The sequence below is a fragment of the Bacillus cereus genome (assembly GCF_002577405.1).
GTDB classification, from domain to species: Bacteria; Bacillota; Bacilli; order Bacillales; family Bacillaceae_G; genus Bacillus_A; species Bacillus_A cereus_AU.
Genome location: NZ_NULR01000009.1, coordinates 110,561 through 125,928, shown reverse-complemented (window position 1 = coordinate 125,928; position 15,368 = coordinate 110,561). Strand labels below are relative to the sequence as shown.

Here is a 15,368-nt window from a genome sequence, read left to right as displayed (position 1 = left end):
TCAAAACGGATTATGCTCAGCCTTTAAATTCCCATTGGTACCATATACAATCCTGTATCCTCATCGTGCTTTACAACAACGTCTACACCATATATCGTCTTAATCATATCTTCCGTTACGACTTCACCTGGCTTACCCTTCATCACAATTTCTCCATCTTTCATAACGATAATATGATCGCTATAACGGATTGCTTGATTAATGTCATGTAATACCATAACAATCGTTAAACCATGTACTTCATTTAACTCTTTCACTAACTCTAATATTTCAAGCTGATAATAGATATCTAAATACGTCGTTGGTTCGTCTAAGAACAGCATGGGCGTATTTTGCGCTAAAGTCATCGCAATCCAAACACGTTGCCTTTCTCCACCAGATAATGAATGTATTGGCTTATCACGCTTATCTTGTAGTCTCGTACACGTCAATGCTCTTTCGATTGCTTCGCTATCCTCATCACTTTGTGTAGAAAAAATATTTTTATATGGCATACGCCCAAAACTTGTCAATTTCTCAACTGTAATATCTGATGGCGCCTCATTTTGCTGATGAACGACCGCTAGCTTTCTAGCAAATTCTTTCGGCTTATACTGGCTAATAGCTTTCCCATCTAGCATTACTTCCCCGCTACGGGGATTATGATTTCGCGACATAACACCTAGTAATGTTGATTTCCCACAACCATTTGGACCAATAATTGTTGTAATTTTCCCAACCTCTATCTCACTACTAACAGACTTTAAACGATCCGTTACATTATCATAAGAAAAGGTTACATTTTTAATTTCCATGAACTCGATCACTCTTTCTAAGCAAGAATATTAAGAACGGACCACCGATAACTGCCATAATCGTTGCCGCTGGAATTTCATTAGGCGGTACGATTAGCCTACCGATTGTGTCTGCCGTTAAAATTAATAACGCACCTGCAAGGGCTGAAAACGGAATAAGTACTTTATGATCTGATCCAACCAATTGCCTTGAAATATGTGGGATAAGTAATCCAACGAAAGCGATAACGCCCGCAATCGCAGTTGATACAGCTGCTAACAGGACAGCAATGGCAGAAATAATAAGGCGTACCCTCGTCACATGAAGTCCAAGGTTTTTAGCCGTTTTATCTTGTAAAGATAATAAATTACACCATGCCCCTACAAACAGTGCAAGTATAAGGCCGATCGATCCATATGTAACAAGTACTTCCACATCGCTCCATGTCTTCATCGTTATATTAGATGTTGTCGTCTGTTTAATGCTTTTAATGAAATATCCGCAAATCGTAACGAAAGATTCATTTAAACCAGTAAACATCGCATTAATTGCTATACCGATTAAAATGATGCGCAGCGGACTTAAACCTGATTTCCAAGAAAACGAATAAACGAGATAACAAGCAAACGCTCCGCCTAAAAATGCGAATAGTGGTGTCCAGAAAAAGAACTGAGGAAATAGCGTAATGATAACAAGCGTCATAAAACTGGCCCCTGAAGATATCCCGATAACCCCAGCATCCGCAAGTGGATTTTTCATAACAGCTTGGAAGAGCACACCAGAAACAGCAAGCGCTGCTCCAGTGAAAAGTGCAATGATAATACGTGGAAAACGTAAATCCTTTATTACTTCAACATCTTCATTCGTCCCTGTAAATATACCTTGTAAAAGCTCAAAAACTCCAACTTCTAGACTCCCTTTCACTGCCGAAATAGTAGTCATCACAACGAGTAATACAGTAACTATGAAAAAACTCCAATTTTTTTTATTCATCGTAATCTTCCTTTATTTATGAGATGTATCATGGATACATCATTTTCTTTAGTTCATCTAACGCCTCTATAGCTGCTAAATTCCCTGTTGTTCCAAATAAACGCTCTTCTAAATCGTACACTCTATTATTTTTAACCGCGGCAAAATGCTTCCAAATATCGTTCGTTTTAAATTCCTTATCAAACATTTTCACAACTTCATCTGGCATACCATGTGCTGCACGTAAAATAATATCTGGATCAGCTTTCTTTAAGTACTCCGTATTAGAAGCTAAATACTCTACTTTTTCACCTTGTACGATATTTTTACCACCTAATTGTTTTACTAAATCCCCAATATAAGAGTGTTCCGTCGCTACTAAGTAACTACCTGGTACACCAAGTAAAATAAGGACTGTCGGTTCTTTCTTCCCTTTTACTTGTTTTTGAATGTCTGCAACCTTTTTATCAAACTTTGTTACGACTGCTTCAGCCTGTTTCTCACGCCCATATTTTTTACCCAGTTCTGTAATTGAGTTTTGCATGTTTTTTAAACTCGTTAAATTTAAAAAGTTTGTTTTAATGCCCGCTTCATTAAAAACTGGCTTCAACTCATATTCAAGCGTCGTAACAGATAATACTTCTGATGGTTTCATTGATTTTACTTTTTCCATATCAGGACTCATCGGATTTCCAACATCCGGTAAACCTTTATAACGCTTCGGTAATGTTTTATAACTAGTTGGAACACCAACTAAATCTACTTCTAACGCATCCATAATTTCAGTCACAGCAACTGTCGTTGCAATAACACGTTCCTCACTATTACTCTTTACTTTTTTAACCGTTTCTTTTTTTGGTGATGAGCACCCAGCTATACTAAATAAAAGAATGATAGCCATGAATACACTCGTGATTTTCTTCACTCTCAATCACCACTCCTTCCAGTACAATATGAAACGAGTCTTGATGCATGGTTTCATGCATCAAGACTCCAAATTTTACAGTCTACCTGCTCTATATTTACGAACTAATAAAGCAAGTGAACCTAATAGTAGCACCATATATAAACCAAGTTGTGCTGTATCTGCAGTTTTTGAGTTTTTCTCTTTTTTTGCACCATTATCTGTAGCATCGTTTTTCTTCTTACCGTCTGCATTTCGATTAAAATCAGGATTACTGATTGTTTTTACATTGTCTACTTTCGGTGTAATCACTGGATTTTTCGGATCATTCTTCGGATCGTTTTTTGGATCCTCTTTAATAGTTCCTACTGCACCAATACTATTTGTATCAAATTGAATTTGTACGTCATAGAAATGATGGTAGTTCATTGAATCGATATCTACTTTTACTTTCGCATTTAATTTCGTAAATAAATCATCAATCTCAAATTCTACTACTCTCGTATTTGCATTTTTATCTTCACTTACTACTTTTGCATCAACAAATGCACCAGCGTTTTCTGTTTGGAATTTCGTAATCCACGCACTATCTTTTAGTGTCACCGCAACATATTTTTTGCCATCTTTTACTGTTAATCTCGCTGGATTTACAACGTATTGATTCATCATTGAAATCTCATCCGTTTTATCTTTTAACACTTTAAAAGCAATATCATATTGACCGTCTTTTAAATTTTTCGGATCAACTGTTACGTGTCCATTTTTGTTATTATTTCCGCCTTGATTATTGTTTCCACCTTGGTTACCGTTACCATCTTGGTTGTTGTTTCCACCTTGGTTACCGTTACCATCTTGGTTGTTGTTTCCGCCCTGATTACCTAAAGCTTTAATACTACCTTTATCAAATGCAAATTGAATATCGTAGACATGGTGATAGTTCATCGCATCGATATCTACTTTCACTTTTGCATTTAGCTTTTTCGATAAATCATCTACTTCCACTTCTACTACTCTTGTATCTTGCTCTTTACTTGTACCTAATACTTTTGCATCGACGAACGCGCCATTCTTTTCAAACTCAAACTTTGTAATCCATGAGCTATTCGTTAATGTGAAGGATACATACTTCTTACCATCTTTCACTTTTAATACGCCTGGACTCTTCGTATATGTGTTCATCATTGAAATTTCTTCAGTTTTATCTTTTAACACTTTAAAACCGATACTGTATTCACCATCTTTAAGAGCATTTGGATCAATTGTTATGTTATTGTCTTGATTGTTATTTCCACCTTGGTTGTTGTTTCCGCCTTGGTTGTCATTTCCACCTTGGTTGTCTAAAGGCTGGATGCTGTCTTTATCAAATGCAAATTGAATATCATAGAAATGATGGTAATTCATTGAATCAATATCTACTTTCACTTTCGCATTCAATTTTTTCGATAAATCGGCTACTTCTACTTCCACTACTCTTGTATCAGCTTTCGAATCCTCACTTAATACACTTGCATTAACAAACGAATTATTTTTCTCAAACTCAAACTTTGTAATCCATGAGCTATTCGTTAATGTGAAGGATACATACTTTTTGCCATCTTTCACTTTTAACACACCTGGACTCTTCGTGTACGTGTTCATCATTGAAATTTCTTCAGTTTTATCTTTTAACACTTTAAAATTAATGTTGTATTCGCCATCTTTAATTGTTTCAGCATCTGGTTGTTTGTCTCCACCTGGTTGCTTATCTCCATCTGGTTTTTTATCTCCACTTTTAATTGGTTCAAGTTTGTCTTGCTCAAATACAAGTTGTACGTCATGCGTTTGCTTGTAATTTTTTGATGCCATCTCGATGAATACTTTTGTGTTTAGTTTTTTTGATAAATCGGCTACTTCAAACTCTACTACTCTTGTATCTTTTTCTTTATCTTCACTCACTACTTTTGCATCAACAAATGCACCAGCGTTTTCTGTTTGGAAATTTTTAATTAATGAGCTACTTTTTAGTGTTACGATTGCTTTTTTCTTACCATTTTCTACTTTTAATACTCCTGGATTTTCCATGTAAGTATTCATTTTAGATTCTTCATCTGTTTTATCTTTTAACACTTTAAATGGAATGCTGTACTCACCATCTGCAATTGTGTTAGAATTTGGTTGTTGATCTGGGTCAGGCTTTTGGTCGGGCTTCTGACCTGGATCTGTAGTTTCATTTGGATCTGGCTTATTAGCTGGGTCCTCTTTTTCGTCTGGTTTTTCTACATGAATTGGTGTAATGCTACTTTGATCAAATGCAATACGAACGTTGTACTCATGATGATAATTTAAAAAATCAATATCTACTTTTACTTTCGCATTTAATACCTTCTCTACATCTTCCACATCAAATTCTACTACTCTTGTATCTTTTTCTTTATCTTCACTAATTACATTTGTCTCAACGAGCTGACCTGCTTTCTCTGTTTCAAACTTCGTAATCCATGAACTATTTTTTAATGTAAAGGATACTTTCTTTTTTCCATCCTTCACTTTTAAAGTTCCTGGACTTACTGAATATTGATTCATCATCGACTCTTCATCTGATGTATCTTTTAACACTTTGAACCCAATTGAATACTCACCATCAGCTAAAGTTGTAGCTGCTTGAACTGCAAGTGGTTGTAGCGTTGATACGAATGTAAAAATCATTAGAAACATTGCAACAACAATTTTTAAATACCTATTCAATAGAATGACTCTCCTTTTTAAAATTTATTTACTTAACTTCACTTTACGAACTAAGAAAACACCCGAGATAAGAACTAACGCTGCAAATAATCCAATGCGTGCATCATCACCTGTTTTTGGGTTATCTGTTTTTTCAGCCTTGCCACTCTCATTTGTTCCTTTATTTGTATCTTTGTTTGTTTCTTTGCTATCTTCTTTCTTTTGCTCTTCTTTTACTTGTCCATCTTTTTTAGTTTGATCATCAGTTTTTGTTACAACAGCTGCATCGTTGTCGCCACCTACAGCTTTTACATTCGCATCAAATGCAAAACGAATTGTGTAGTGGTGATCATAGTTTGCACTTGGTACAACAACATGAATTTTTACTCCTAACGGTTTAGATAAATCATCAACTTTAAATTCAACCGTTCTTTTATCTGCTGCTTCATCCTTGCTAATTACTTTTGAATCAACAAAATTACCATTCTCTGGTGCTTTAAATTCTGTAATCCAAGCACTATGATTCATTGGAACTTGTACTCTCATCTCACCATTTTTTACAACTAACTTAGCTGGTTTTTCAAAATAATCATTTGCCATTGAAGCTGAATCATCTTCCGCCTTTTTGATAACGTAGTTAATATCGTAAGTACCGTCAGCTAATTTTGCTGAAGCTTGTCCAGATGGCATTACGAGAAAAGCTAGCATACATACTAACGTTATGATAAATGCGGGTAATACTGAAAACTTTCTCATTTTGCTTACTTCCTCCTTGTTTATCTTTCGTTTTATAATTTGAAAATGATAATTTTTCTCAATTTATGAGAAAAAAATAATCTCTTCTACCTTTATTTAATTGTCATTACTTTATGTAATATAAGCGTCATTGATTATCATTCTCATTGAAGGTCAAAAAAAATAATCACCCTTCACTTTCCCAATAAGAAGCACTATACAATACTTCAATCGATTTATTGATTATCATTCTCAATAAAACTCAAAAAAAATAACCTACCTATTCTATTGTTCTATCACCTCTTCTTCCAAAAATGATATAGTCATAGAAAACCTCTTTCCTTGCTCCCGTCACTTCCCTTCCAACATTTCCACAACTAAGTCAATCTTAGCCTACTCATAAATTTTTTGTCAACTATATTACGTATAAATTTTTTAATATCTAAATTTCTCTATATACGACTTTTTCTAAAAAAAAGAGACTTTCTATTATAGAAAGCCTCTTTTCTCTATTTTTCTACAGCAATTTCATGCTTTTGAAACTTAGAAACTACATAACCAAATCCTATACCGATCATACCTGGAACTAACCAGCCAATCCCTACACTATATAATGGAATCTTATCTAAAATAGGTGCTAACGCTGCAATTTGAAGCTTTGCATTGTGCAACCCATCAAAGAAACTGATTGCGAACGCTCCTACAATACCTCCTACATACATCGCTAATGGAAGACGAACGTAATTTTCAACAAGTGATAATACGATAAGCACAATACCAATTGGATAAATTGCGATTAAGATTGGTAATGCTAATGCGTTTAACTGAGTTAAACCAAGATTTGCTACCATAAATGCTAATACACAGAAAATGAAAACAACTTTTTGATATGAAAGCTTCGGTAATAAGGAAGAAAAGTATTCTCCACAAGCAGCAACAATACCTACAGAAGTTGTTAAACATGCTGCTGTAATTGCGATACCTAGTAATAAAGTTCCGTAACTTCCAAATAAATGATTCACAACGTTTGTTAAAATAATTCCTCCGTTTGCGCCCATTCCAAGAGATACACTAGAAGCCCCAAGGTAAGCAAGTACTAAATACACAAGTAGTAAACCAAGTGCTGCAATAAATCCTGCAAAGATTGTTACTTTCGCAATGCTGTTCTTATTTGTAACACCTTTTGCTTTTAAAGCATTAATGACAACATTTCCGAATACAAGTGCTGCAAGTCCATCTAAAGTTAAATATCCGTCAATAAAACCTTTAAAAAGAGGAGCACTATATGCTTCTGTCGGTGCACCAAACTCTCCCATTGGTGTAATAAGTGCTTTCACTACGATAATTGCAATAACGGCTAACAAAATTGGAGTTAACACTTTACCAATGCGTCCCACTAATTTCGATGGATTTAAAGCTAAATAGAAAGTTACTGCAAAGAAAATAAATGTAAAGATAACAAGTGGATATGCTTGACCAGCTATCCCACTTGGTAAAAACGGTGCAACACTCATTTCATAAGCAACTGTTCCTGTACGTGGGACACTTACAAACACACCTAAACATAAATAAATTGCAGTAATAAAAACAAGTGCAAATACAGGATGTACACGTCCCGCTAGCTCGTTAATATCTCCCTTTAAGGCTATAACAATTACTCCTAATAAAGGCAATCCAACGCCTGTTACGATAAAACCAAACAACGCGATCCATACATCTGTTCCAGCACCTTGCCCTAACGCTGGTGGGAAAATCATGTTACCTGCACCGAAAAATAGTGCAAATAACATTAAACTTATTGCAAACATCTCTGAAAACTTTAAAGATGATTTCATTTCTACTAACCCCCTAAAATGATTAATTATCAAAATATTCTGAATTAAAATCCGTCACATGTTCCCTTTCAAGCGTACTTCCCTATAAAAGAACGCAAAAAACACCCGTCCCTAACAAAGGGACGAGTGCTGAAATCGTGGTTCCACCCTTATTCTAATAAAATGAATTTATAGCGAAATAAGCTCATTTTATAGCTCGTGTAAATTGATAACGGTTTTATCCGCCAAGAATTACAATGCATCATGTATGCAGTTCACTCTCGAAGTTTAGAGGTGGTAAGCTTGTCTTTTCGTATTAGGAAGCTCACAGCCTAAGGCTTCCCTCTCTGAGAATCGTAAAATACAACTCATGTCCTCATCATTACTTTTATAAAATATTTTGTCGAAACTTGTTGTTTTTTATTATATGAGCTATTTTCAAAAAAATCAATAGTTTTATTTTTTCTGACAAAAAAATATAGGGAGAAAACTTTTCTCCCTATAACTGATCAATTAATATTTCTAATTCCTCAGATGTAACAATCCTCCATTTTCCTACTTCAAGCTCCTTTAGCTCTATATTCATAATGCGCACTCGCTTTAACTTTGTTACAGTAAACCCGAAAGCACGGCTCATTCTACGAATTTGCCTGTTCATCCCTTGCGTTAAAACGATACGAAATGTTGACTGATCGACTCTCGTCACTTTACATGGCTTCGTCATGCCATCTTTAATCTTTACACCGCTGGACATCTCATCAATAAACCAATCTGTAAAAGGCTTATCAACCGTCACAACATATTCTTTCTCATGCTCATGATCTCCGTGTAAAATTTGATTCGCAATCGCGCCATCATTCGTTAATAAAATAAGGCCCTCTGATGCTTTATCTAATCGTCCAACAGGAAAAATCCGCTCTGGATAATTGATATAATCAATAATATTATCTTCAATATGATCAGCTGCTGTACAAGTAATTCCGACCGGCTTATGAAAGGCGATATACACCTTTTTTTTCTCTTCTTTTGCAATAATCTTTCCATCAATCGTTACAACATCACCATCGCTCACGATTGCACCGTGCGTACATATTTCGCCGTTAATAGCCACGCGTCCTGCTTTAATAAGGCGGTCTGTTTCACGTCTTGAGCAGGATTTTGCTTCGCTTATGTATTGGTTGATTTTCATAGCTTATTCCTTTTCATATATATTAAAAGCGTCAATCTATGGCAATATCATTATGCCACGATTGACGCTCCTTTACTTCGCAAAAACAACTAAATAAATAACCCCAATCACCAAAAATATTCCACAACAAGCTAACAATACTTTTGCAAGTTTGTCCATAAACATATAATGGTTTCCCCTTTTGTTTGGTTGTTTGTTTGCTATTTTAATTCGACAACTGTTACGCCTAGGCCTCCCTCGCCCATGTCACCGTAACGGAAGTTCTTCACACCGCGGTGTTTCTTCAAGTAATCTTGTACACCTTGGCGAAGCGCTCCTGTTCCTTTACCGTGAATGATTGAAACGCGTGGATAGCTTGCAAGCTGGGCATCATCTAAGTATTTCTCAACGCGCATCATTGCATCTTCATAACGTTCACCGCGAAGATCAAGCTCTAGCGAAACGTGGTAATCTCTACCCTTCACACTTGCGACAGCTTTTTTCTCTGTTTGCTTCGGTGTATTAATGTATTCCATATTGGATTCTTTCACTTTCATCTTCAGAATACCAATTTGTACGCTCCACTCTGTATCACTTACTTTTTCAAGTAGTTGACCTTTTTGACCGAACGTTAATACTTTTACTTCATCACCTGCGCGTAATTGTTGTTTCGGCGCTGTGTTTTTCACGTTTACTTTTTGTTTCTTCACGAGCTCTGGTGCTGCGCCTTCTAGACGGCTCTTCGCTTCAATAAGCTCATGGTCTTTCACATTTACAAGCTGTGCTTTGCGCAATTGACGCAGTTCTTGAATAATGCCTTCTGCTTCTTTCTTCGCAGCTTCGACTTTTTCTTCGCCTTCTTTTTGCGCTTTTAATAATCGCTCATCACGATCTTCGTTAAATTCAACAATTTGACGTTGTAATTCACGATGAAGTTTTTCAGATTGTTTACGAAGCGCTTCTGCTTCGTTCCAGTCACGCTCTGCGTTCTTTTGACTTTCTTCTAACTTCGCAATCATATTTTCAATTTTATTTGTATCTGTACTAATGTGGTTACGTGCTTGGTCAATAACGCGATCAGATAATCCAAGGCGTTTCGAAATTTCAAAGGCGTTACTACGTCCTGGTACGCCGATTAATAATTTATACGTTGGGCTTAACGTGTTCACGTCGAACTCAACGCTCGCATTAATAACTTGCTCACGGTTATATCCGTATGCTTTTAATTCTGGGTAATGCGTTGTAGCAACAACGCGAGCACCACGGTTACATACTTCATCTAAAATCGAAATTGCTAATGCAGCCCCTTCTTGTGGGTCTGTTCCAGCACCTAATTCATCGAATAAAACTAAGCTTTCAAAATCCGCTTTTTCTAAAATATCAACAATGTTCACCATATGTGAGGAGAACGTACTTAAACTTTGCTCAATCGATTGCTCATCACCGATATCAGCAAAGATATTTTTAAATACACAAATCTCTGATTCATCCATTACTGGAATGTGAAGACCAGACTGGGCCATTAATACACAAATACCAACAGTTTTTAGTGTAACTGTTTTACCACCTGTATTCGGTCCTGTAATAACAATTGTCGTGAAGTCTTTACCGAGCATAATGTTATTTGGCACAATAATTTCCGGATCGATAAGCGGATGACGTGCTTGTCTTAAATCCATATAGCGCTCATTATTTACGATTGGCTTCGTTGCTTTAATTCGCTTCGCATAAAAAGCTTTCGCAAAAATGAAATCAAGATTTGCAACTACTTCTACGTTCGATAAAACGATATCAGCTTCTACTGCCACTTCTTCTGTTAACATCAATAAAATGCGTTCGATTTCTTGTTTTTCTTTCACACGTGCTTCTTGAAGTGCGTTATTTAATTCTACAATTACTTGTGGTTCAATAAATAACGTTTGTCCAGAAGCTGATTGATCGTGAACAATACCGCCATATACGCCGCGGTATTCTTGTTTTACCGGGATTACGTATCGTTCATTACGAATCGTTACAATTGCATCTGATAACATCTTTTGCGCGTTTGAAGAACGCGTCATATTTTCTAACTTTTCACGAATACGACTTTCCGCGGTACGAATTTGAGTACGAATACCACGCAGTTTATCACTTGCGCTATCGACTACTTCACCGCCATCACCGATGCAATTTGTAATTTTCTTTTCTAAGTCATATAAAGATACAATTTGAGCGACATGAGTTTCTAAAATTGGAAGCTCGACACCATTATCAACCATATCTTCAATGAAACGTTTCATATTACGACTACCGTACATCGTATTAGCAATATCCAGTAGTTCATTTGGGCTTAACATACTTCCGATCTTTGCACGCTTCACATTTGAGCGAATATCCGTAATACCACCTAATGGTGCACTACCTTTTAAACGAATGACTTTCGCTGCTTCATCCGTTGTATCTTGCATCTCTACAATTTCTTCAAAATCAGTGCTCGGCACTAAATGCTTCACTTTATCACGACCAAGTGAAGATGCTGTATGTTCAAGTAATTGTTCTTTTACTTTATTGTATTCTAATACACGCAACGTTCTTTCTAACATGTTGCAGGTCCCCCTTGTGTTACTTATTACGTTTAATATAGTCTAATAAACGTTCAATATCCCACGTGTTAATCACGTTATCTTTTTGAATCCAACCTTTACGCGCTGCTGCTACACCTGTTTCCATATCTTCTAACATTTCAAGCGTATGAGCATCCGTATTAATCGCTACTTTTACACCGGCATCTTGTGCTTGCTTTAATAGTTTCGCGCTTAAATCTAGACGATTCGGATTGGCGTTTAATTCTAGAACTGTATTTGTTTCTTTCGCAAGTTCGATTAGTAAATCTGTATCTACATCATACCCCTCACGGCGACCAAGAAGACGTCCTGTCGGATGAGCAATCATCGTGACATGCTTATTTTCAAGTGCAGTGCGAAGTCGTTTCATAATCGTTTCGCGGTCTTGTGAGAAGCTAGAATGGATAGCTCCAATAACATAATCTAATTCTGCTAATACTTCGTCATCAAAATCAAGCGAGGCATCTGGTAAAATGTCCATTTCAATTCCGCGTAAAATTGTAATGTCTGGATACTTTTCATTCATGCGCTCAATTTCTTTCGCTTGTTCGCGAAGACGCTCTTTCGTTAAACCGTTCGCTACTTTTAAGTATTGTGAATGGTCCGTAATCGCCATAAACTTATATCCACGGGCACGGCATGCTTGTACCATTTCCTCAATGGAAAAAGCACCGTCACTCCATGTTGTATGCATATGTAAATCACCTTGTATATCAGAGAATTGAATTAAGTTTGGATACTCTTTAATTAATTCAATTTCTTTTCCATCTTCACGCACTTCTGGCGGGATAAATGGAAGACCGAAATGAGCGAAGAATTCCTCTTCTGTGTCAAATGTTTTCACTTCGCCTGTTTCTAAGTTTTCCACACCGTACTCACTAATTTTTTGGCCCTTATCTTTTGCAATTTGGCGCATTTTCACGTTATGATCTTTTGATCCTGTGAAATGGTGAAGAGTTGTAATAAACTCTTCTGGTTTTACTAAGCGGAAATCAATTGAAATATCATATTCATATTGAAGACGAACAGAAACTTTCGTATCTCCACTTGCGATTACTTCAATCATATTATCGAATTTCAGTAAATGCTCACGTACTGCAGCTGGTTCTGTCGTTGCAATAATGAAGTCTAAATCCTTCACTGTCTCACGAACACGGCGTAAGCTACCAGCGCGAGAGAAACGAATCACTTCAGCAATATTCGACAATTTCTCCTCTATTTCCCCGGCAATAGGCAATACCATCGCAATTGGTAAACGCTCTGGACGAGATCCTACTTGATCGATTGCTTCTAATATTTTCTCTTCTGTTTTCTTACCGAAACCTGCTAAAGCTTGTACTTTATTTTCTTCACAAACAGCTTTTAGCGAGTCCATATCAACAACACCAAGTTCTTTATATAGCTTAGCTACCTTCTTACCACCAAGGCCTGGAAGTTTTAATAACGGTAATAAACTGCTCGGTACTTCTTTTTCAAGCTCTTGTAATACTTCGGATGTTCCCGACTCTATATATTCTTGAATAACTGCCGCCGTTCCTTTTCCGATGCCCGGAATCTTTGTAAAATCTTCAATTTCAGAAAGACTACGATCATCACTTTCTAACGCTGCTGCTGCTTTACGAAATGCAGATATTTTAAATGGATTCGCACCCTTCAATTCCATAAAAAGTCCAATTGTTTCCAGTAATTTGATAACTTGTTTTTTATTTACTTTCATCATTGCCCCGCCTTTCTTTCATAGAAAAAAACTTCTCTTTCCGAAAAAAGAGAAGTTATACTTTGCTACCTGTCTGCCATAGCTCCTTCACCTTTTCAGAAAGAATCGGTGTATCGTCTACAATTATTTTGCTAATTGATGATTTTTGTAATGGTGTTTGTACTTGTTCAATCGGAAGAATATTTCCAACGATAATTAAGACAAACAAAATAATGTATACTTCTAAAAATCCGAGGATTGCCCCCGCAAACGCATTTACTTGCTTTAAAACCGGTATTTCTGCAAACATATTTAACAAATTACCAAGCAATGAAAGTGCGATTTTTGTAATAATAAATAATACGATAAACGCAATCGCTTGATAAAATACAGTTTCAATATTATTTGCATCAATCCATTCTGGAACAGATACGTTTTTATCAAATGGATACGGAATAAATTTCGCAAGTGCTGGCGCTAAATCTTTACAGTACCAGTATGCAACAAGGTATGCGATAATGAAGCTTGTTAGCTTTACAAGTTGCAGAATAAACCCTCTGCGTAAGCCCAGGAAAAATCCCATAACAAGCAGTAAAATGATAATAATATCAATCATGTTATTCCATTCCTTTTTTTGTCATACTTTCTTTCAATTTTTCATGTTCTTCTTTTAATTTTATGTAATCGTGTATGACGTTTACCGCCGTCAATACCGCTAGTCTACTCGTATCAAGCGAAGGATTCTTGGCATTGAGTTCGCGCATTTTATCATCCACAATCGCTGCTACCATGCGGATATGACTTGTACTTTCATCGCCAACAACTGAATACTGTTGGCCATATATTTCTACATTAATTCGACTTTTATTTCCCTTTTGTTGTGACAACTCACCGGCCTCCAATCACGTACAGAATCCTAAAGTTTATAATACCATGAACCATCATAATATGGAAACAGAAAGAACAATCCGATATGATAAAAATAACAATATAAAAAAAGGAGCGACCATATTGTCAAATTCTATCGTAATACAAACAAGTTCTACAGTAATTGAAGACATGAAACAACAATATAAACAAGCGCTAAGCCCGAAAATTCCGCAAGGCGGTATCTTTATGGCAAAGGTGCCATCTTGCACAATTACAGCATATAAATCTGGAAAAGTAATGTTCCAAGGTGGACGTGCTGAGGCAGAAGCTTCTCGTTGGCAAACTGTCTCTCAAACACCTAAAACAGCTGTAAAAAAATCTGTTGATTCACACCGTTATGCACCGCCTACTTCCATCGGTACAATGTCTATCGTAGGGTCTGATGAAGTTGGTACTGGTGATTACTTCGGACCGATGACAGTAGTTGCTGTATATGTGGATGCGAAGCAAATTCCACTTTTAAAAGAACTTGGTGTAAAAGACTCTAAAAACTTAAATGATGATCAAATTACTGCGATTGCGAAACAACTTCTACACGTTGTTCCTTACAGCTCTCTTGTCCTTCATAACGAAAAATATAACGAGCTGTTTGATAAAGGAAATAATCAAGGTAAGCTAAAAGCTTTACTACACAATAAAGCAATTACAAACTTATTAGCAAAAATGGCCCCAACAAAACCAGAAGGCATCTTAATCGACCAATTCACACAACCTGATACATACTATAAATATTTAGCAAAACAAAAACAGGTACAGCGTGAAAATGTTTACTTCGCTACAAAAGGTGAAAGTGTCCATTTAGCAGTAGCTGCCGCTTCCATTTTAGCCCGTTACTCATTCGTAAAACAGTTTGATGAACTAAGTAAAAAAGCTGGTATGCCACTTCCAAAAGGTGCCGGTAAACAAGTTGATATTGCCGCTGCTAAATTAATTCAGAAAGTCGGAAAAGAAAGACTACCTGAGTTTGTGAAACTGCATTTTGCTAATACAGAGAAGGCGTTTCGCTTATTGAAAAAATAACTACTTTTTAGTATCGACAGGATTTTTATGAACTAAACAAGGCGAAAAG

General features: G+C 36.3%; 12 protein-coding genes and 1 other annotated feature. Of the genes, 1 reads left to right on the top strand and 11 read right to left on the bottom strand.

From position 1 onward, the window contains the following. Nucleotides 1–23: 23 nt before the first annotated feature. From COC96_RS12800 to zapA, 11 genes are all read right to left on the bottom strand, one after another. Entirely contained in the window at nt 24–794 is a 771-nt protein-coding gene (locus COC96_RS12800; RefSeq protein WP_098768897.1) for an ABC transporter ATP-binding protein, read from the bottom strand. Beyond that, the gene (locus tag COC96_RS12795) at nt 784–1,767 is read right to left on the bottom strand and encodes a FecCD family ABC transporter permease (protein ID WP_098768896.1); all 984 of its coding nucleotides are present in this window, start codon (nt 1,765–1,767) and stop codon (nt 784–786) included. Before COC96_RS12795 ends, COC96_RS12800 begins: the two co-directional genes overlap by 11 nt. A gap of 28 nt (nt 1,768–1,795) precedes the next feature. Next, entirely contained in the window at nt 1,796–2,677 is an 882-nt protein-coding gene (gene isdE / locus COC96_RS12790; protein ID WP_142339998.1) for a heme ABC transporter substrate-binding protein IsdE, read from the bottom strand. A gap of 69 nt (nt 2,678–2,746) precedes the next feature. Further along, nucleotides 2,747–5,374, bottom strand: a complete 2,628-nt coding sequence (locus COC96_RS12785; RefSeq protein ID WP_098768894.1) for an NEAT domain-containing protein — start codon at nt 5,372–5,374, stop codon at nt 2,747–2,749. Nucleotides 5,375–5,398: 24 nt separating this feature from the next. Further along, entirely contained in the window at nt 5,399–6,109 is a 711-nt protein-coding gene (gene isdC / locus COC96_RS12780) for a heme uptake protein IsdC (protein WP_098768893.1), read from the bottom strand. Between the two features lie 488 nt (nt 6,110–6,597). Continuing rightward, on the bottom strand, nt 6,598–7,923 hold the full coding sequence (gene brnQ6, locus COC96_RS12775; RefSeq protein ID WP_098768892.1) for a branched-chain amino acid transport system II carrier protein BrnQ6: 1,326 nt from the start codon (nt 7,921–7,923) through the stop codon (nt 6,598–6,600). A 115-nt stretch (nt 7,924–8,038) separates the two neighbouring features. Beyond that, nucleotides 8,039–8,294, bottom strand: a binding site (T-box leader). 107 nt (nt 8,295–8,401) lie between these two features. Next, on the bottom strand, nt 8,402–9,091 hold the full coding sequence (locus tag COC96_RS12770; RefSeq protein WP_098268808.1) for a 23S rRNA pseudouridine(2604) synthase RluF: 690 nt from the start codon (nt 9,089–9,091) through the stop codon (nt 8,402–8,404). Nucleotides 9,092–9,291: 200 nt separating this feature from the next. After that, the gene (locus tag COC96_RS12760) at nt 9,292–11,652 is read right to left on the bottom strand and encodes an endonuclease MutS2 (protein WP_098268809.1); all 2,361 of its coding nucleotides are present in this window, start codon (nt 11,650–11,652) and stop codon (nt 9,292–9,294) included. Nucleotides 11,653–11,671: 19 nt separating this feature from the next. After that, a complete protein-coding gene (polX, locus tag COC96_RS12755) occupies nt 11,672–13,390 on the bottom strand; it encodes a DNA polymerase/3'-5' exonuclease PolX (RefSeq protein WP_098768891.1) in 1,719 nt (572 codons plus the stop codon). A 55-nt stretch (nt 13,391–13,445) separates the two neighbouring features. Then, a complete protein-coding gene (locus COC96_RS12750) occupies nt 13,446–13,985 on the bottom strand; it encodes a CvpA family protein (protein WP_098268811.1) in 540 nt (179 codons plus the stop codon). 1 nt (nt 13,986) lies between these two features. Further along, entirely contained in the window at nt 13,987–14,256 is a 270-nt protein-coding gene (gene zapA, locus COC96_RS12745; protein WP_000082703.1) for a cell division protein ZapA, read from the bottom strand. Between the two features lie 124 nt (nt 14,257–14,380). Here zapA and rnhC point away from each other — a divergent pair, with 124 nt between their 5' ends. Beyond that, nucleotides 14,381–15,319, top strand: a complete 939-nt coding sequence (rnhC, locus tag COC96_RS12740) for a ribonuclease HIII (protein ID WP_098268812.1) — start codon at nt 14,381–14,383, stop codon at nt 15,317–15,319. The last annotated feature ends 49 nt before the right edge of the window (nt 15,320–15,368 follow it).

Bases quoted from the DNA above. Each gene is read 5' to 3' on its own strand.
- isdC (WP_098768893.1), bottom strand. From the start codon at position 6,109: ATGAGAAAGTTTTCAGTATTACCCGCATTTATCATAACGTTAGTATGT.
- COC96_RS12770 (WP_098268808.1), bottom strand. From the start codon at position 9,091: ATGAAAATCAACCAATACATAAGCGAAGCAAAATCCTGCTCAAGACGT.
- brnQ6 (WP_098768892.1), bottom strand. From the start codon at position 7,923: ATGAAATCATCTTTAAAGTTTTCAGAGATGTTTGCAATAAGTTTAATG.
- COC96_RS12795 (WP_098768896.1), bottom strand. From the start codon at position 1,767: ATGAATAAAAAAAATTGGAGTTTTTTCATAGTTACTGTATTACTCGTT.
- polX (WP_098768891.1), bottom strand. From the start codon at position 13,390: ATGAAAGTAAATAAAAAACAAGTTATCAAATTACTGGAAACAATTGGA.
- COC96_RS12750 (WP_098268811.1), bottom strand. From the start codon at position 13,985: ATGATTGATATTATTATCATTTTACTGCTTGTTATGGGATTTTTCCTG.
- COC96_RS12760 (WP_098268809.1), bottom strand. From the start codon at position 11,652: ATGTTAGAAAGAACGTTGCGTGTATTAGAATACAATAAAGTAAAAGAA.
- COC96_RS12800 (WP_098768897.1), bottom strand. From the start codon at position 794: ATGGAAATTAAAAATGTAACCTTTTCTTATGATAATGTAACGGATCGT.